Here is an 18780-nt window from a genome sequence, read left to right on the forward strand (position 1 = left end):
ATGAACACAGATAAGCGCGCGCGTGCCATCGCCTGGGGGCAGCGCCGATTCCTGCCGGCGCTGCTGGCGCTGGCCTTTGGCGCGGCGCTGGCCAGTCCGACGGCGCCGACCGTGGTGGCGGGGCAGGCGAGCTTTGCCCAGCAGGGCAATGTCTTCACGATCACCAATACGCCGAACACCATCATCAATTGGCAGAGCTTCTCGGTCAATCCGGGTGAAGTGACGCGCTTCGTTCAGCAGAACGGCGACAGCGCCGTGCTCAACCGCATTCTCGGCCAGGACCCGAGCCGCATCCTCGGCGCCCTCCAATCGAACGGCAAGGTTTTCCTGATCAATCCGAACGGCATCGTGTTCGGCGCCGGCGCCCAGGTCGATGTCAACGGCCTGGTGGCCTCGACCCTGCATCTGAGCGACGCCGACTTTCTGGCCGGACGCAAGCAGTTCACGGCCGGCGCCACGGCCGGCAATGTGCAGAACCAGGGCGCGATCAGCACGCCCAGCGGCGGCAAGGTTTTCCTGATCGCCCCGAACGTCGACAACAGCGGCATCATTACCAGTCCCCAGGGCGAGGTGGTGCTGGCGGCCGGCCATCAGGTGCGCCTGGTGGACTCGTCCGATCCCGAGCTGCAGGTGGTGGTCTCGGCGCCGACCCATCAGGCTGTCAACCTGGGCCAGGTGATCGCCGCCGGCGGCAAGGTCGGCATCTTCGGCGCGCTGGTCAGCCAGCGCGGCGTGGTCAATGCCAATAGCGCCGTGGTCGGCGAAAACGGCAAGATTCTGCTCAAGGCCAGCCGCAGCAGCGAGCTGGCGGCCGGCTCCAGCACCAGCGCCACCGGCGCCGGGCAGGGCGGCGCCATCAGCGTGCTGGGCGACAGTGTGCGCGTCGATGGCAAGGTCGACGCCAGCGGCGTGCGCGGCGGCGGCAGCATCCTGATCGGCGGCGATTATCAAGGCGCGAATGCGGCCGTGCAGAACGCGGCCAGCACCACGGTCGGCGCCAGCGCCGAACTGCGCGCCGATGCGACCGGCCAGGGTGACGGCGGCAAGCTGATCGTCTGGTCGGACGGGGCCACGCGCGTGGCCGGCCAGCTGTCGGCGCGCGGCGGTGCGCGCGGCGGCAATGGCGGTCTGATCGAAACCTCGGGCCACTGGCTCGACCTGGCAGGCATCAGCGTCGACGGCAATGCGCCGGCCGGCCAGCGCGCCAGCTGGCTGATCGACCCGTATGACCTGGTGATCGACAGCACCGGCAGCAATAATCTGGCCGACGGCCAGAGCTACACGGGCGGCACGCCGACCGGCACCACGACCATCAATCCGAGTCTGATCAACAGCGCGTCGAGCTATCTGACCCTGTATGCGCAGCACGACCTGACCCTGAATAGCGGCGTCAACATGACGGCGGCCAACGCCGGCCTGGTGCTGCGCGCGGGGAATAATCTGACCGTGTCGGCTGGCATTACGACGAACGGCGGCAACGTCACCCTGTCGGCCAATGATGCGAGCGCGCCCAGCCGCAGCGGCAGCGGCGTGCTGACCCTGAACGGCTCGGTGTCGACGGGCAGCGGTTCGGTCTTCCTCAGCGGCGCCAGCCTGAGCCTGAACAATGTCGTCAACGCCAATTACATCGATGCGCGTGCGAACGCCGCCAACGGTCAGCTGAATCTGGTGAGCGGCGGCCTGACGGGCAGCGTCGGCGTCGACCTGATGGCCGATAACCTGAGCCTGGGCGCGAATGTGACGGCCTCGACCGGCGTGGTCTCGATCGTGCCCTTCACCAATTCGCGCGGGATCGACATCGGCACCGGGACGGGGTCCAACCTGGCGCTGAGCAGCAGCAGCCTGGGCCGGATCTATGCGCCCGAACTGAATATCGGCAGCAGCGCCGTCACCGGCAATATCACCACCAGCCAGAATTTTGACACGGCGAATATCCCGAACATCGTGCTCGAGACGAGCGGCGGGATTGCGCTGAGCAATATGCTGCGTTCGACGGCCGCGAACTCGAACATCCTGCTCGGCCTCTACGGCAGCGGCATGGTCACCGTGTATGGCGCCGCCCAGGTCAGCGCGACCAATAGCGTGGTGGTGCGCGCCGATGCGATGCGTCTCGGCGGCAGCGTGCAGGCGACCAATGCCGTGCAGCTGATGCCGGCCAATAGCAGCACCCAGATCCTGCTCGGCGGCAGCGCGCTGGACGCGACCGGCGTGCTCGGCCTCAGCCAGGCCGAGCTGTCGACCATCAGCACGGCCAAGCTGAGCATCGGCGGCAATGCCGGCCAGGCTGGCGCGGTTAGCATGGGCGGCGCGCTCAGCCTGACCAGTTCGAATGTGTCCCAGGCCCTGGCCATCACTAGCGGCACCGGCACGCTGACGCTCGACCAGAGCCTGAGCCTGCCCGGCCGTCTGGAACTGACGAGCGACCGCAATGCGATCAATGGCAGCGGGGCGATTACCGCCGGCAGCCTGGTCGCCAAGGGCAGCGCCGTCAACCTGAGCGGCAGCAATAGCGTGCCGGCGCTGGCCGGCGTGAGCTCGAGCGGGGCCTTCAGCTTCAATAACACCGGCAATCTGGCCGTGCAGGCGGTCGGCACCCAGTCGGGCATTTCGAGCCCGACCCAGGTCAATCTGACCACCACCGGCAACCTCACGTCGACTTCGGCCGTCATCGCCCCGAATCTGGTGGCCACGGCCGGCGGCAGCATGAATATGAACGCCGGCAACCAGGTGAGCAACCTGGCCGGCAGCGCCGTCGGCGGCCTGTTCTTCTATAACAGTAACGACCTGAATATCGGTGTCGGCAGCCAGGGGCTGAGCATGACCGGCGGCACCACGAGCAGCACGATGCAGGTCGTGTCGGGCAATCTGCTGAGTGTGACGCAGCCGGTCTCGGTCGCGAATGGCACGCTCAACCTGAACGCCAAGATGATCCAGATCGGCAATCCGGTGACGGGCACCGAGAGCACGCCGATCAACACGGCCACCGTGACCTCGACCGGTGATGTCGGCCTGTACAGCAGCCAGGCCGGCACCGGCTATGTGACCGTGTCGAACGGCGCGCGCGTGAACGGCAACCGCATCTTCGTGCGCAGCGACCAGATCCGCTTCGAGACCTCGGCCGCGCTGACGGCCACCACGCGTACCTTTGGCACCAATACGATCACCGGCGACATCGACCTGTATCCGCTGACCTCGAGCTTGCCGATCCTGCTGGGCAGCACGGTCAACACCGCCAGCACCAGTTCGCTGGGCCTGAACACGACCACGCTGAAGACCCTGAGCACGCCGCAGCTGAGCATCGGCGCGACCTCGATAACGGCCCCGGTGACGGTGGCCAGTGCGCTCGACCTGGGTAGCACGAGCGGCATCGGCCAGCTGCGCCTGTTCAGCCAGGGCGATATCGCGGTGAACGCACCGCTGAGTACGCCGAATGAACTGATTCTGTACACGACCAATACCGGCACCCTGATCAACACCTCGACGATCTCGGCCAGCGACATCCAGCTGACGGCCGGGGCCATGAACCTCGGTTCGGCCCTGGGCGGCCAGTCGATCACCGCGACCGGCAGCGAGGGTGGCGTGGGGATTGTGACCTTCAGCCGCGACATCGTGCTCGGCGCCGCCACGCCGGTGGCCAATGCCGTCAATCTCAGCCTGGACAATCTGACCTCGATTCATAGCGGCCTGTTCATCGGCAGCTATGGCAGCGGCAAGACCTATGTGAATGGGGCGATGTCGGCCCCGAGCGCCACCGGGGACCTGATGCTGTACTCGAGTAACGAGATCAACATCAACGCGCCGGTCAGCTTCGGCGGCTATGCCTTGCTGCAGACGCCGAACAACCAGGGCGTGGTCAATGTGAACGCGGCCATTGCCGCGGCCAGTATCGACATCAGCGCCGGCACCGCCGTCAATCTGAATGGCGCCATCACCAATACGGCGGGCGGCTCGAATATCAATGCCCATGCGGGGGCGATCAGCGGCAGCGGCCTGATCACGGGTACCTATGCCAATCTGAGCGCCACCGCCGGGATCGGTTCGCTGGCTGCCCCGGTGCAGACGCGCGTGGCCAGCCTGAGCGCGGCCAACAACGCACCCAACAGCACCAGCGCGATCGCGATCACGAATAATGGGACCGGCACGCCGGCCGCCCTGAGCGTGGGCAATGTGGCCCAGCTCGGCACGGCCAATGACGGTCCGATCAAGATCGACAACTACGGCACCACCACCATCAATGGCACGGTCTCGGGCCAGGCCGGGGCGGTCAGCGTCAAGGCGCACAGCCCGCTGGCCGTCAGCGCCACCGGCCGCGTCACCACCACCACGGGCAGCATCACGCTCGAAGCTTCAAGCACGGGGCAGGGCGCGACGACCGACACCCTGACCATCGCCAGCGGCGCCCAGGTCAGCTCGACGAGCGGCCCGATCAATCTGGTGGCCGGTTCGGGCATCACGGCCGCGCCCGGAACGGTGACGACCAGCGGCACGATCAACCAGAGCGGGAACCTGAATCTGCCGACGCTCAATCAATGTATCGCCAACCCCAGCCTGAGCGGCTGCTCGCAGGTGCTGCCGACGCTTAACGCCTGTATCGCCGCGCCGAGCACGGCCGGCTGCTCGGTGGTGCTGCCGACGCTGAACGCCTGTATCGCCGCGCCGAGCACGGCCGGTTGCTCGGTGGTGCTGCCGACGCTGAACGCCTGTATCGCCGCGCCGAGCACGGCCGGTTGCTCGGTGGTGCTGCCGACGCTGAACGCCTGTATCGCCGCGCCGAGCACGGCTGGCTGCTCGGTGGTGCTGCCGACGCTGAACGCCTGTATCGCCGCGCCGAGCACGGCTGGCTGCTCGGTGGTGCTGCCGACGCTGAACGCTTGTATCGCCGCGCCGAGCACGACTGGCTGCTCGGTGGTGCTGCCGACGCTGACTGCCTGTACGACCGATCCGAGCACCCCTGGCTGTTCGGCCGTGCTGCCCTCGCTCAATAGCTGTATCGCCGCGCCGAACACGGCCGGTTGCTCGGCCGTGCTGCCGAGCGTGGCCACCTGTACCACGGCGCCGAGTACGCCTGGTTGTACGGTTGTGCTGCCGAGCGTGGCCACGTGTACCACCGCACCGACCACGCCGGGCTGTTCGGCCGTGCTGCCGTCCATCGCCACCTGTACCGCCGCGCCGGCCACTGCTGGCTGTTCGGCTGTGCTGCCCTCGATCGCCGCCTGTACGGCCGCACCGACCACCGCCGGCTGCTCGGCCGTGCTGCCCTCGGTCGGCACTTGTACCGCTGCACCGGCCACGCCTGGCTGCTCGGCCGTGCTGCCCTCGGTCGCCACCTGTACCAGCGCGCCGACCACGCCGGGCTGTTCCGTGGTGCTGCCCTCGCTGAATGCCTGTATTGCCGCGCCCACGACGCCGGGCTGTGCGGCCGTGTTGCCTTCGATCGCCGCCTGTACCAGCGCACCGACCACGCCGGGTTGTTCGGTAGTGCTGCCGAGCGTGGCCGCGTGTACGGCCACGCCGAGTACGCCGGGCTGTTCGGCCGTGCTGCCCTCGATCGCCACCTGTACCTCCGCGCCGAGCACGCCGGGTTGCTCGGCCGTGCTGCCCTCGGTCGCCACCTGTACCTCTGCCCCGACCACGCCGGGCTGCTCGGCTGTGCTGCCTTCGGTCGCCACCTGTACCGCTGCCCCGACCACGCCGGGCTGCTCGGCTGTGCTGCCGTCGGTCGCCACCTGTACCAGCGCGCCGACGACGCCGGGCTGCTCGGCCGTGCTGCCGACCCTGTCCGCCTGTATCGCCGCGCCGACCACGCCGGGTTGCTCGGTCGTGCTGCCGAGCCTGGCCGCCTGTACCGCCGCGCCGACCACCCCGGGTTGCGCGGTCGTGCTGCCGACCCTGGCCGCCTGTATCGCCAATTCGGCCACGCCGGGTTGCTCGGCCGTGCTGCCGACCCTGGCGGCCTGTCAGGCCAGCCCGACCACGCCGGGTTGCTCGGTCGTGCTGCCGACCCTGGCCAATTGCACGACCAATCCGAAGTTGGCCGGCTGCGAAGCCGTGCTGCCGAGCCTGGCCTTGTGTACGACCACGCCGAGCACGCCGGGTTGTTCGGCCGTGCTGCCGACCCTGGACGCCTGTACCGCCGCGCCGAGCACGGCCGGTTGCAGCGCCGTGCTGCCGAGCCTGACCACTTGTATCGGCACGCCCTCGGCCCCGGGCTGCTCGGCCGTGCTGCCGAGCATCAGCATCTGCGTCGCCAATCCGAACACGAACGGCTGTACGGCTGTGCTGCCGACGCTGCAGGCCTGTATCAGCAACCCGTCGGCGCCGGGCTGTACGGTTGTGCTGCCGAGTGTGGCCAGCTGCGTGGCCGCACCGAGCACCCCGGGCTGCTCGGCCGTGCTGCCCAGCCTGAGCGCCTGTACCACCGCGCCGAGTACGCCGGGCTGTAGCGTTGTGCTGCCGAGCCTGACGACCTGTATCGCCAATCCGGGTCAGCCTGGCTGCAGCGCCGTGCTGCCGAGCGTGGCAAGCTGCGTCGCCAATCCGGGCCAGCAGGGCTGCTCGGTGGTCCTGCCCAGCTTCAGCAGCTGCGTCAACAATCCGAGCCTGCCTGGCTGCGAGGCCGTGCTGCCGAGCATCAGCCAGTGCGTGAGCAATCCGAATCTGAACGGCTGCGCCTCGGTCCTGCCCAGCCTGTCGACCTGTATCGCCGAACCGACGGCGCCGGGTTGCGTGGCTGTACTGCCGAGCCTGAGCCAGTGCGTATCGAATCCGAGCGCGCCCGGCTGTACCGCAGTGCTGCCGAGCCTGAGCACCTGCGTGGCCGCGCCGAGCACGACCGGCTGTAATGTGATTCTGCCGAGCCTGGCTGCCTGTATCAGCAGCCCGTCGACGCCGGGCTGCGTGGCTGTGCTGCCGAGCATTGCGGCCTGTACCAGCAGCCCCGCCACCCCGGGCTGCTCGGCCGTGCTGCCCAGCCTGAACGCCTGTATCGCCAGCCCGAGCACCCCGGGCTGCTCGGCGGTGCTGCCGAGCCTGACCGCTTGTACGTCCGCGCCGGCCACGGCAGGCTGCTCGGCCGTGCTGCCGACCCTGGCGACCTGTACGAGCCGTCCGAGCACGGCCGGCTGTACGGCCGTCCTGCCGACGATCAGCGCCTGTACCAGCGCGCCGAGCACGCCGGGTTGCAGCGTCGTGCTGCCCTCGCTGGCCGCCTGTATCCTGGCGCCGAGCACGCCCGGCTGCTCGGCGGTTCTGCCCAGCCTGTCCTCGTGCGTGGCCAATTCGAGCCAGCTCGGCTGCTCGGTGGTGCTGCCGACCGTGGCCCAATGTACGCTCACGCCGAGCTTGCCGGCCTGCGACTTCGTGCTGCCGCCGACCAGCAATCCGACCACGCCGGTGGCTGAGGCTGTCTCGAACACGGTCAACATCATCACCAATTCGACGAGCTCGAGCAGCAATGCCGCCAAGGTCACCAGCCCGACCTCGACGCCGAGCCTGAGCTCGACGCCGGTGGTCAAGTCGACCAGTAGCAGCAGTGGCAGCAGTAGCAGCAGCGGCAGCAGCAGTAGTAGCACGAGCAGCACGAGCAGCAGCGGCGGTAGCGGCGGCGGCGGTGGCACCAGTGGCAGCAGCACGGGCGGCACCGGCAGCACCAGCAGTTCGAGCAGCAGTTCCAGTTCCAGCAGCAGCTCGTCCAGTTCGGACAGCACGAGCAGCGGCCCGGCGGCGCAGTCGACTACGCCGAGCGATAGCAAGTCGAGCGACAGTTCCAGCAGCAGCTCGTCCTCGTCTGACAACAAGTCCAGCGACAGCAAACCCGAGGAGAAGAAATCCGAGGAGAAGAAGGACGAGAAGAAAGACGAGAAGAAGGACGAGAAGAAAGACGGCGACAAGAAGGATGAAGGAAAGAAAAATGAACCTCCGAAAAAGAACTACTGCAACTAAAGCCCTGATCTTCCTGGCAGCGGCCCTGCTGACGCAGCTCGCGCTGGCGGCCCAGGTGGCCGGAACGATCACGCGCCTGTCCGGCCCCTTGCTGGCGAAGAAGGCCGACGGCACCGCCAAGATCCTGACGGTGAAGTCCGAGGTCGAGGAAGGCGACACCCTGGTGACCGAGAAGAACACCTACGCCCAGGTGAAATTTGTCGACAACAGCGAGATCACGCTCAAGCCGGCCACCACCTTCAAGGTCGAGAACTTCGCCTACGACGCCGGCAAGCCCGACGCCGACAGCGCGGCCTTCAACCTGATCAAGGGAGGCTTGCGGTCGGTGACGGGCGCGCTCGGCAAGCGCAACAAGGAGAAGTTCGCGATGAAGACGCCGGCGGCGACGATCGGTATCCGCGGCACCACCTTCACGGCCGACTTCATCCCGGGCGAAGCGACCGCCACGGCGGCGCTGCAGAACTGGCTGCGGGCCAGCGTCGCGATGAACGGCGACCAGCTGCCAGCCGGCGTGGTGCCGCTCCAGCTGGCCCAGGCCAATCCGCCGCCCTCGGGAGGGCTGCCGCCGGGCCTGCATGTGGGCGTGTTTGATGGGGCGATCAGCCTGACCAACCGCGGCGGCACGCAGAACTTCAATGCCGGCCAGTTCGGTTACACGCCGAGCATCAACCAACCGCCGGTGATCGTGCCCTCGAATCCGGGCCTGCAGTTCAATCCGCCGCCCTCGTTCAATTCCAGCCCCGGCCAGAACAGCAGCAACAAGTCGGGCGGCAAGCAAGGCGTCGACTGCGAAGTGCGCTAAGGCCAGCACACAAACCCTTGCCCCACAAACAAATCGGGGTCAGACCCCATTTTTCTCTCAAGAAAAATGGGGTCTGACCCCGATTTGTTTGTGGGGAAAAAAACCGGCCCGGGGGCCGGTTTTGCTTTGCGCGGGGGCTGGGCTTACAGCACTTCGCTCGCATGGTCGGCCAGGCGCGATCGCTCGCCGCGCGCCAGCGTCACATGGCCCGAATGCGACCAGCCCTTGAAGCGGTCGACCACGTAGGTCAGGCCGCTCGAGCCTTCGGTCAGATAGGGCGTGTCGATCTGGGCGATATTGCCCAGGCAGAGGATCTTGGTGCCGGGGCCGGCGCGCGTGACCAGGGTCTTGATCTGCTTCGGCGTCAGGTTCTGGGCCTCGTCGATGATCAGGAACTTGTTGACGAAGGTGCGGCCGCGCATGAAGTTGAGCGACTTGATCTTGATGCGCGAGCGGATCAGGTCCTGAGTCGCCGCGCGCCCCCATTCGCCGCCTTCGCCATCCGACTTGTTGAGCACCTCGAGGTTGTCGTCGAAGGCGCCCATCCACGGCGACATCTTCTCTTCCTCGGTGCCGGGCAGGAAGCCGATGTCTTCGCCCACGGGCACGGTCACGCGGGTGACGATGATCTCGTTGTAGAGCTTGGTTTCGAGCACCTGCGACAGACCGGCCGCCAGGGCCAGCAGGGTCTTGCCGGTACCGGCCTGGCCGAGCAGGGTGACGAAATCGCACTCGGGATTCATCAGCAGATTGAGGGCGAAGTTCTGCTCGCGGTTGCGCGCGGTCACGCCCCAGACGGCGTTCTTGCCGTGGCTGTAGTCGCGCAGGGTCTGGAATACGGCCGTCTTGCCATTGATCTGCTTGACCTGGCCGTAGAACGAGGCCTCGCCATTCTTCGGTTCGAGGTAGACGAATTCGTTCACGAGCAGGCTTGGGATGAAGGGCCCGGTCACGCGGTAGAAGGTCGAGGTCATGCCATTGCGGCTTTCCTGCCAGGATTCCAGGTCCTTGCCGTGCTTGGTCCAGAAATCATCGGGCAGCTGGACGATGCCCGAATACAGCAGGTCCGTGTCTTCCAGCACATGGTCATTGAAATAGTCTTCGGCCGGCAGGCCCAGGGCGCGCGCCTTGATGCGCATATTGATGTCCTTCGACACCAGCACGATCGGGCGATTCGGATACTCGTCCTCGAGCGCGCGCACGACGCCCAGAATCTGGTTGTCGGCCTTGCCCTGGGGCAGACCCTCGGGCAGGCGGATATGCTGCAGGCGCGTCTGGAAATACAGGCGGCCCTTGGCGTCCTTGTTGCCCAGCTTGTTCAGCGGGATACCCTGGTCGATCGCACCGTCGTCGGTGCCAGCGACAAGGGCATCCAGCGTGCGCGACACCTGACGCGCATTGCGGGCCACTTCGGACATGCCTTTCTTGTGGTTGTCGAGCTCTTCCAGCGTCATCATGGGCAGGAAGACATCGTGCTCCTCAAAGCGGAACAGCGAGGACGGATCGTGCATCAGCACATTCGTGTCGAGCACGAACATCTTGCTGACGCCGGCCTTGTCGGCCGCGCGGCTGGTCGAGGATTTGACGCCCGTGTCGTGCCCCTTGGCCGAGGCGGCGCGCTGGGGCGCGGACTTGGCGGCCACGGGTGCCGGTACCGGAGTCGGCGCGGGCTCGGCCTTGGCACGTTTGGCGGCCGGCTTCTTCGGCGCTTCCAGCAGGGCGGCGGCGCCGCTCTTGGCCAGGGCCGTTACTTCGGCCGCGGCGGCGGCCACCTTGTTCGCGCCCTTGAGCGCTTTCGCAGCCGGCGCCTTGGCGGACGGCTTCACAGCGGGGGTGGCGGTCGCCACCGGATAGTCTTCTTCGAGTAACAGGGTTCCAGGTTTGGTGGGCAATTTCGGAAGTGGCATCTCGATCTCGATCTCAAAAAGCGGGGGAAGGGGGGAACTGCGGGGACACTTCGAGGCTGCCAGCAGGCGCTGGTCGTGACGGGGATGCTCGCCGTGACGGCAGGCCGCCTGGAGGAGGGACAACGAAAAAGCAGCGGTGACTCAATGGCACAAATCCAAAGTGGGTTGATCTGTGTATCGAGCCAGGCGTTTGCTCAGGGCTGGCTCGCTACAAATTCCAGCACTTCGTTGACGTGATTCGGAACCTTCACGCCACGCCATTCTTTCACCAATTTGCCGCCAGCGTCAATCACAAACGTGCTGCGCTCGATCCCACGGACTTGTTTACCATACATGTTCTTCATCTTCATGACAGCGAACTGGGTGCACAGCGCTTCGTCCGGGTCCGAGATCAGCTCGAAGGGCAGGCCGAGTTTGGCTTTGAAGTTTTCATGCGACTTCAGCGAGTCGCGGCTGATGCCATAGATCTCGGCGCCGGCCGCCTGAAACTCGGCGTAGGCGTCGCGAAAGGCCATCGATTCGGTCGTGCAGCCGGGCGTGTTGTCCTTCGGGTAGAAGTACAGCACGGTCAGGCGCGCCGGGCGGCCCTGCAGTTCAAAAGTCTGGCCACCGGTCATCGGGGCGCTGAAGTTGGCGATCTTGGTCATCTCGGCTCCGTCGGTTCAGGACACGATCAGTTCGCCCGAACGCCCGGGCAGTTCGCCCCAGCTGATCGGCAGTTCCGGCAGGTCCTGGTCTTTCAGTTTGTCGTAGTAGTCGGCCATCGAGGCCAGGCGGTAGCCCTGCGCCTGCCAGCCCTGCAGCAGGGCCGTGAACACGGGTGCCAGTTTCTGGCCTTCGAGTTCGGCGTGCAGGGTGTAGACATGGTCGCGCGTGGCGCCCGCCGTCAGTTTCAGCAGATGCTGGGCGACATTCGCCGGCGTGATCGTCACGCCGTCGATGCTGCGCCCCAGCAGTTCATCGAGCGTCGGCAGGGTGGTCGGCATCTGGATATGGCGCAGGCCGCTCAGGCGGTGCGGACCGGCGGCCGGATCGGCCAGCGCCCCGTTCGCCAGCAGGCGCGCCCGTCCGTCCGAGGCATAGGCATAGCCGGCCGCGTCGTGCTCGGCAAACGCATGCGGATTCATCTGCCAGCCGGCCGCGCCATGGGTGCGCGCGGGCGTGCCGAACACCTCGGCGAAACGCTGGGCCGCGCGGCGCATCTGGCGCTGGGTCCAGGCCGCATCATGGGTGCGCACATGGTCCTGCCAGACCACGTGGTCCCAGGTGTGGATTCCGCATTCGAAGCCGGCCGTCTGCACGGCGCGCATCGCGGCGGCCGCATCCTTGCCGATGTCGGGCGCCGGCAGCAGGGTGCCGTAGAGCAGGGTCTTGATGCCGTAGTGCTCGACCACCGAGGTGCGCGAGACCTTGGAGAAAAAGCCGGGACGGAACACGCGCTTCATCGCCCAGCCCGTGTGATCGGGGCCGAGCGAAAACAGGAAGCTCGCCTGCGCGCCCTGGGCCTGCAGCAGGCGCACCAGTTGGGCGACCCCTTCGCGCGTGCCGCGGAAGGTGTCGACGTCGATTTTCAGGACGAGGAGTGGGCCCAAGCTCAGTCCATCAGGGCTTTGGCGTCGACCACGTGGCTGCGGTAGGCGTCGAAGATGTGGCGCAGCGCGTCCTGCATGGTGGTGCTCGGCGCCCAGCCGAGTTCTTCCATGGTATTGGTGATCTTCGGCACGCGGTTCTTCACGTCCTGGTAGCCGGCGCCGTAGTAGGCGCCCGAGGTGGTCTCGACGATCTTGACCTGCTTGGCGCCCTCGGCGTATTCCGGGTACTCGGCGGCCAGGCTCAGCATCATCTGGGCCAGATCGCGGATCGAGTAGTTATTGGCCGGGTTGCCGATGTTGTAGATCTTGCCGCTGGCCTTGCCGTCCTGGTTGGCGATGATGCGCACCAGGGCGTCGATGCCGTCGTCGATGTAGGTGAAGGCGCGCTTCTGGTGGCCGCCGTCGACCAGCGAGATGGTTTCGCCGCGCACGATGTGGCCGAAGAACTGGGTCACCACGCGCGAGGAACCTTCCTTCGGCGTGTGGATCGAGTCGAGGCCGGCGCCGATCCAGTTAAACGGACGGAACAGCGTGAAGTTCAGGCCTTCCATGCCATAGCCCCAGATCACGCGGTCCATCAGCTGCTTGGCGCACGAGTAGATCCAGCGCGGCTTGTTGATCGGGCCGCAGATCAGCTCGGATTCTTCCGGATCGAATTCCTCGTCATGGCACATGCCATACACTTCCGAGGTCGAGGGGAAGACCAGGTGCTTGCCGTATTTGTGGGCCGAGCGCACGATCGGCAGATTCGCTTCGAAGTCCAGTTCGAACACGCGCAGCGGCTGCTTGACATAGGTCGACGGGGTGGCGATCGCGACCAGGGGCAGGATCACGTCGCACTTCTTGACGTGGTATTCGACCCATTCCTTGTTGATCGTGATGTCGCCCTCGAAGTAGTGCATGCGCGACTTGTAGGCCTCGTTCTCGAGCAGCTCGCCGATGCGGTCGGACTGCATGTCCATGCCATACACATGCCAGTCGGTGGTTTCGAGGATGCGCTTGGACAGGTGGTGGCCGATAAAACCGTTCACGCCGAGGATGAGGACTTTTTTCATGGGGATGTTCTCTGCTTAATTGTTCAGGCGCAGGGCCAGGTCTTGCGGGCTGATGGGATCGCCATCGGCGAGCAGGCTGTGAATTGCCAGCATGCGGCCATCGCCGCACACACCAAAGATGCAATTATCCACCACAGCCAAGCCAAGTGGCAAACCGGCGGCCGGCTGGCGCGAAAGTCTTGCTCTTTCAATAACATAACGGACGCCGCCCAGTTCGCAGAAGGCGCCCGGGTAGGGCGGGGCGACGGCGCGGTGCAGGTTGTACACCTGCTGGGCCGGCTGGGTCCAGTCGATGCGGCCGTCCTCGGGCTTGCGTCCGCCGAAATAGCCGCCCTGGCGCAGGTCATTGTTGAGGCGCGGGGCGGTGCCGGCCAGCAGGGACGGCAGGATGCGCCACAGGGTCTGCTCGGCCGCCACCTGGACCTTGCCGAACACTTCGTGGGCGGTGTCGTCGGGCAGGATCGGCACGGCCGTCTGGGCCACGATGGCGCCGGCGTCGGGCTTGGCCGTCATCTCGTGCAGGGTGGCGCCGGTTTCCGTGGCCCCATGCAGCACCGCCCAGTTGACCGGGGCGCGCCCGCGGAATTGCGGCAGCAGCGAGCCGTGCATATTGAAGGCCGGGGCCAGGTCGAGCACGGCCTGGGGCAGCATATGCCGGTAGTAGAAGCTGAACATCAGGTCCGGGCGCAGCGCCGCCAGCTGGGCCAGCAGTTCGGGCGACTTGGCGTCGGCCGGGGTGATGTAGGGGATGCCTTCGGTCTGGCACAGGCTGATCACGGACTCGAACCAGATGTTCTCGGCCGCATTGTCCTCATGGGTGACGACCAGGGCCACGTCGACCCCGCCGGCCAGCAGCACCTTCAGGCAGCGCACCCCCACATTGTGGTAGGCGAAGACGATCGCGCGCGCCATCAGCGCACCGCCTCGAAGGGCTCGTCCTCGGGGCCGCCCTGCTGCAGCACGGTCTGCACCACATAGCGCGGCCGCGCGCGTACCTGCTGGTAGATGCGGCCGACGTATTCGCCGAGCAGGCCGATGCCGAACAGGATGATGCCCATGAACAGGAAGGTGATCGCAAACAGCGTGAACAGGCCCTCGGCCTCGGCCCCGAGCACGAAGCGGCGCACCAGCAGTAGCACCACCAGGGCCGCCGAGGCGCCCGACATGGCCATGCCGAGCATCGACATCAGCTGCAGCGGCACCAGCGAGAAGCCGGTCACCAGGTCGAAGTTCAGGCGGATCAGGCTGTACAGCGAATACTTCGATTCGCCGGCCGCGCGCTCCTCGTGCTCGACCACGATTTCGGTCGGCTTGCGCGCGAAGGTGTAGGCCAGCGCCGGCACATAGGTGTTGACCTCGGTGCAGCGGTTGATCAGGTCGATCACATTGCGGCCATAGGCGCGCAGCATATTGCCCTGGTCGGTGATCTTGATGCGCGTGATCTTCTCGCGTACGCGGTTCATGGCCTTGGACGCATAGGTGCGCCAGGCCGAATCCTGGCGCTTGCGGCGGATCGAGCCGACGTAGTCATAGCCCTCGCGCATCTTCTTAACGAGGTTGAAGATTTCCTCGGGCGGGTTCTGGAGGTCGGCGTCGAGCGTGATCACGATCTGGCCGCGGGTCTGCTCGAAGCCGGCCAGAATCGCCATGTGCTGGCCGTAGTTGCCATTGAACAGAACCACGCGCGTGACGTCGGGGCGGGCGCGGAACTGGTCGGCCAGGATCTGGGCCGAGCGGTCACGGCTGCCGTCGTTGACGAACAGGATTTCGTAGGAGGTGTCCATCGCGTCGAGGGCCGGATAGAGGCGCTCGAACAGGCGCGCCAGGCCGGCCTCTTCGTTGTAGACCGGGATGACGACGGAGACTTCGGGTGTGGTCTGCATGGGCATCAGCTGGCGAGAACGGCCTTGACGGCGGCGACGCTGCGCTCGACGTCGGCCAGGGTCATGGCATAGAACATCGGCAGGGTCACGGTCAGGCGGCCGATTTTCTCGGACACCGGGAACATGCCTTCCTTGAAGCCGCGCTCGCGGTACATGGTGAACAGGTGGATCGGCGCATAGTGGTAGCCGAGGCCGATATTGTGCTCGGCCTTCATGCGCTCCATGAAGCGGGCGCGCGTGCCCGGACCCTGGTCCGGCAGAATAATCTGGAACAGGTGCCAGTTCGAGGTCTCGAAGGCCGGCTGCGGCAGCTGGGCGCCGGTCTGGGCTTCGAAGTCCGGACCGAAGCAGCGGAAATAGTGTTCGGCCAGGGCCTTGCGGTGGGCATTGACCTGGTCGATCACCTTCATCTGGCCGAGGCCGATGGCGGCGGTCACGTCGGTCATATTGTATTTGCCGCCGAGGACGTCGACATCGATGCCGTCCAGGCCCGAGCGCGTCACGCCCTGCAGCCGGTATTTCTCGGCCAGGCGGGCTTCGTCTTCATTGTTCAGCACGAGGCAGCCGCCTTCGGCCGTCGTCAGGTTCTTGTTGGCCTGGAAGGAGAAGGACACGAAGTCGCCGAAGCTGCCGATGCGCTGGCCTTTCCACAGCGAGCCGAACGCCTGGGCCGCATCTTCGACCACGCGCAGCTTGTGCTTGGCGGCGATCGCATACAGGCGGTCCATGTCGACCGGCAGACCGGACAGATAGACCGGAATGATGGCCTTGGTGCGCGGGGTGATCGCCGCTTCCACCTGGTCGAGGTCGATATTGCGCGTGACCGGGTCGATGTCGGCAAACACCGGGGTGGCGCCGACTTCGATGATGACATTCGCCGTGGCGACCCAGGAAATCGGGGTGGTGATCACCTCGTCGCCGGGACCGATGCCGGCGATGCGCAGGGCGATCTCCATCGTGCAGGTGCCGGAATTGAAGGTGCGCACCGGACGGCCGCCGAAATAGGCCGACAGCGCGGCCTCGAAGGCCTGGACTTTGGGACCGCTGGTGATCCAGCCGGAACGCAGGACCTCGCCGACGGCCGCGATCGTCTCTTCATCGATCGTGGGGCGCGAGAACGGAAGGAAGGGCAGGGACATGGAGCCTCACTGGGTGTTTTTTGCTCGGTATTCTAACAAACGGGGCGGCCGCCTCAGGAGCGGGTCAGGATGACCACGCCGACGATGATCACGCCGATGCCGAGCAGACGCTGGGCCGAGATCATCTCGCCGAGGAACCACCAGGCGCCCAGGGCCGACACCACATAGCCGAGCGAGAGCATGGGGTAGGCGATCGTCACGTCGACGCGCGAGAGGCCGATGATCCAGACCACGACCGAGATCACATAGCAGCTCAGGCCGCCGATGATGGGCAGCTGGGTCGCCACCTGCAGGCCGACGCGCCACCAGTTCTCGGCCGTCAGATGGATGGCGCCGATGGCATTCGTGCCGGCCTTCAGCAGCAGCTGGGCCAGGGCATTGAGCAGGACGCCCGACAGGATGAAAGCGAAAGTGGTCAGATTCATGGGTCACAGATTGGCGATGACGAGGCGGCGCGTGTCGCGCGCCAGCAGGCGCATGGGCAGGTCCTGGGCCTGCATCTTGGCATAGGCTTCGGGCGAGATGATGGCCAGGGCCTTCTGGCCGGCGGCGGCCTGGGCGCGCCACTGGCTGGCCCAGTCCTCGATGCGGGCGATGGCGCGGCCCGGCTCCTGCTCGAGGCCGAAGCGGAACTCGTCGACGTAATTGACCAGGGTGACCGTGCGGCGCAGGTAGAACGTCAGCGATTGCTCGTAAATGGCGACGCTGTAGATCGGCGTGGCGGGCGTGGCCTCGGCCTGGATCACGGGCACCATGTCGATCCCCGAGCGCAGGCGGCCGTAGCCGTCCGAGCCGGCCAGCACCAGCTGGGTCGCGCCGAAACCGGCGATGGCCAGGGCGACGACCCCGAGGTCGCGCTGCAGCTGGCGCGCGGCCAGGGTGGCGAAGGCACCGCCGGCCAGGGCGATGAAGCCGGCCGCCAGCACCCAGGGCTGCCAGGCCTGCAGCAGATGCAGGTCGGCCGGGTAGTAGGCGAAGCGGCCCATATTCGGCACCAGGGCCAGCAGCACCACGCCGGCCAGGGCGGTCAAGACCCCGGTCAGCATGCGCGAGCGGCGCGAGCCCTGTTCCAGATAGCCGGCCGTCAGCAGGGCCAGGGCCGGGAACACCGGCAGGATATAGCCGGGCAGCTTGGAGCTCGATTTGGTGAAGAACAGCACGATGAACACCAGCCAGATGAACAGCATCAGGCGCGGGCGAAAGCGCGTGTGCTCGCGCTGCAGGCCGTGGCGCAGGCTCTGCAGCAGCACGCCGAGCCAGGGCACGGCGCCGATCGCCAGCAGCACGAAGAAGGTGTACCACGGCCCTTCGCGGTGGTGCTCCTTGAGCAGGAAGCGCTCGAAGTGCTCGTGCACGAAGAAGAAGTGCGGCTGTTCGGGATTGATGCGCGCCACCAGCACGAACCAGGGTGCAGCGATGGCGAAGAACAGCAGCAGACCCTTGCCCAGATGCAGGCGGGTCCACAGGCCCCAGTCGCGCGTGGCCAGCGTGTACAGCACCAGCACGGCGCCCGGAATCACGATGCCGATCAGGCCCTTGGCCAGCACGGCCAGCGCCATCCCGGCCCAGCAGACCAGCATCCAGTGGCACCGCTGGCGCGCGTCGGCGTTGTCGCGCTGGGCCAGCAGCAGGGCGCACAGGGCGATCGTCATCATTGCCGACAGGCTCATGTCGAGCGAGTCGATCTGGCCGCAGGCCACCCAGTAGAAGCAGGAGCCGAGCACCAGCGCCGCATAGAAGCCGACGCGCTGGTTGAACACGCGGCGCCCGGTGTAGCCGGTCAGCAGCACGCCGAGGATGGCGCAGACCCCGGTCCACAGGCGTGCCTGCCATTCGCCGAGGCCGAAGGCGGCAAAGCTCAGCGCGTTCATCCAGGTCTGCAGCGGCGGCTTCTCGAAATACTTGATGCCGTTCAGGCGCGTGGTGATCCAGTCGCCGTTGGCGAACATTTCGCGCGCCATTTCGGCATAGCGGCCCTCGTCCGGCGGGACCAGGGCGCGGATGCCGAGCGCATACAGCGTGAACAGGATGAAGGCGGCCAGCAGGCTCCAGGCCAGGGTCTTGGAGGTGTGCAGTTCGTTCATGCGGCGCGGTCGAGGATCAGGGCCAGGACCACTTTGCGGCCTTCCTGCATCAGAAGATTGTAGGTACGGCAGGCGGCCTGGGCGTCCATGCTCTCGACGCCGACGCCGCGCGCGGCCAGCCCGGCCACCAGGCGCGGATGAACGAAGCGCTGGCGCGCGCCGGTGCCCAAAATCACCACGTCGGGCGAAAGTGCGGCAATTGCGTCAAAATGGGAGGACTGCAAGGCTTCAAAATTTTCCACCGGCCAGGCCACGGGCGCGCTCTCGGGCATCACCAGCAGGCTGTGGGTGAAGCGCACGGCATTGATGCTGACGCTGTCGGCGTCGTAGGCGGTAACAGTTTGATAATGTCGGGTATTGGCAGGATGCAGTTTCAT

At 66.4% G+C, this 18780-nt stretch carries 12 protein-coding genes; 2 read left to right on the top strand and 10 right to left on the bottom strand.

What is annotated here, in order from left to right:
- Together LZ005_RS01535 and LZ005_RS01540 are read left to right on the top strand one after the other, a co-directional pair.
- A complete protein-coding gene (locus LZ005_RS01535) occupies positions 1 to 7941 on the top strand; it encodes an S-layer family protein (RefSeq protein WP_237803971.1) in 7941 nt (2646 codons plus the stop codon).
- Positions 7910 to 8743 (top strand): FecR domain-containing protein, encoded by an 834-nt coding sequence (locus tag LZ005_RS01540; protein WP_237803972.1) that lies wholly within the window; start codon positions 7910 to 7912, stop codon positions 8741 to 8743. The genes LZ005_RS01535 and LZ005_RS01540 overlap by 32 nt, the downstream gene beginning before the upstream one ends.
- 143 nt (positions 8744 to 8886) lie before the next feature.
- On the opposite strand, the gene LZ005_RS01545 is transcribed toward LZ005_RS01540, so the two are convergent.
- From LZ005_RS01545 to LZ005_RS01590, 10 genes are all read right to left on the bottom strand, one after another.
- A complete protein-coding gene (locus LZ005_RS01545) occupies positions 8887 to 10650 on the bottom strand; it encodes a PhoH family protein (RefSeq protein WP_237803974.1) in 1764 nt (587 codons plus the stop codon).
- A 194-nt stretch (positions 10651 to 10844) separates the two neighbouring features.
- Positions 10845 to 11297, bottom strand: a complete 453-nt coding sequence (locus tag LZ005_RS01550; RefSeq protein ID WP_237803976.1) for a peroxiredoxin — start codon at positions 11295 to 11297, stop codon at positions 10845 to 10847.
- Positions 11298 to 11312: 15 nt separating this feature from the next.
- Positions 11313 to 12242 (bottom strand): xylanase, encoded by a 930-nt coding sequence (locus LZ005_RS01555; protein ID WP_373889287.1) that lies wholly within the window; start codon positions 12240 to 12242, stop codon positions 11313 to 11315.
- Positions 12243 to 12244: 2 nt separating this feature from the next.
- Positions 12245 to 13297, bottom strand: coding sequence for a bifunctional UDP-4-keto-pentose/UDP-xylose synthase (locus LZ005_RS01560; protein ID WP_237803978.1), 1053 nt, complete (start codon positions 13295 to 13297; stop codon positions 12245 to 12247).
- 15 nt (positions 13298 to 13312) lie between these two features.
- On the bottom strand, positions 13313 to 14209 hold the full coding sequence (locus LZ005_RS01565) for a formyltransferase (protein WP_237803980.1): 897 nt from the start codon (positions 14207 to 14209) through the stop codon (positions 13313 to 13315).
- Positions 14209 to 15180, bottom strand: a complete 972-nt coding sequence (locus LZ005_RS01570; protein WP_237803982.1) for a glycosyltransferase — start codon at positions 15178 to 15180, stop codon at positions 14209 to 14211. Before LZ005_RS01570 ends, LZ005_RS01565 begins: the two co-directional genes overlap by 1 nt.
- Positions 15181 to 15185: 5 nt before the next feature.
- Positions 15186 to 16319, bottom strand: coding sequence for a DegT/DnrJ/EryC1/StrS aminotransferase family protein (locus tag LZ005_RS01575; protein WP_237803984.1), 1134 nt, complete (start codon positions 16317 to 16319; stop codon positions 15186 to 15188).
- A 53-nt stretch (positions 16320 to 16372) separates the two neighbouring features.
- Positions 16373 to 16744 (bottom strand): EamA family transporter, encoded by a 372-nt coding sequence (locus tag LZ005_RS01580; protein ID WP_237803986.1) that lies wholly within the window; start codon positions 16742 to 16744, stop codon positions 16373 to 16375.
- 3 nt (positions 16745 to 16747) lie between these two features.
- A complete protein-coding gene (locus tag LZ005_RS01585; RefSeq protein WP_237803989.1) occupies positions 16748 to 18403 on the bottom strand; it encodes a glycosyltransferase family 39 protein in 1656 nt (551 codons plus the stop codon).
- Positions 18400 to 18780, bottom strand: coding sequence for an Mth938-like domain-containing protein (locus LZ005_RS01590; protein WP_237803992.1), 381 nt, complete (start codon positions 18778 to 18780; stop codon positions 18400 to 18402). Before LZ005_RS01590 ends, LZ005_RS01585 begins: the two co-directional genes overlap by 4 nt.

The organism is Massilia sp. TS11 (assembly GCF_022012445.1).
Classification (GTDB): Bacteria; Pseudomonadota; Gammaproteobacteria; order Burkholderiales; family Burkholderiaceae_D; genus Telluria.

Excerpts from the sequence above, each read along its gene's own strand:
- LZ005_RS01535 (WP_237803971.1), top strand. The coding sequence starts at position 1 with ATGAACACAGATAAGCGCGCGCGTGCCATCGCCTGGGGGCAGCGCCGA.
- LZ005_RS01540 (WP_237803972.1), top strand. The coding sequence starts at position 7,910 with ATGAACCTCCGAAAAAGAACTACTGCAACTAAAGCCCTGATCTTCCTG.
- LZ005_RS01545 (WP_237803974.1), bottom strand. The coding sequence starts at position 10,650 with ATGCCACTTCCGAAATTGCCCACCAAACCTGGAACCCTGTTACTCGAA.
- LZ005_RS01550 (WP_237803976.1), bottom strand. The coding sequence starts at position 11,297 with ATGACCAAGATCGCCAACTTCAGCGCCCCGATGACCGGTGGCCAGACT.
- LZ005_RS01560 (WP_237803978.1), bottom strand. The coding sequence starts at position 13,297 with ATGAAAAAAGTCCTCATCCTCGGCGTGAACGGTTTTATCGGCCACCAC.
- LZ005_RS01565 (WP_237803980.1), bottom strand. The coding sequence starts at position 14,209 with ATGGCGCGCGCGATCGTCTTCGCCTACCACAATGTGGGGGTGCGCTGC.
- LZ005_RS01570 (WP_237803982.1), bottom strand. The coding sequence starts at position 15,180 with ATGCAGACCACACCCGAAGTCTCCGTCGTCATCCCGGTCTACAACGAA.
- LZ005_RS01575 (WP_237803984.1), bottom strand. The coding sequence starts at position 16,319 with ATGTCCCTGCCCTTCCTTCCGTTCTCGCGCCCCACGATCGATGAAGAG.
- LZ005_RS01580 (WP_237803986.1), bottom strand. The coding sequence starts at position 16,744 with ATGAATCTGACCACTTTCGCTTTCATCCTGTCGGGCGTCCTGCTCAAT.
- LZ005_RS01585 (WP_237803989.1), bottom strand. The coding sequence starts at position 18,403 with ATGAACGAACTGCACACCTCCAAGACCCTGGCCTGGAGCCTGCTGGCC.
- LZ005_RS01590 (WP_237803992.1), bottom strand. The coding sequence starts at position 18,780 with ATGAAACTGCATCCTGCCAATACCCGACATTATCAAACTGTTACCGCC.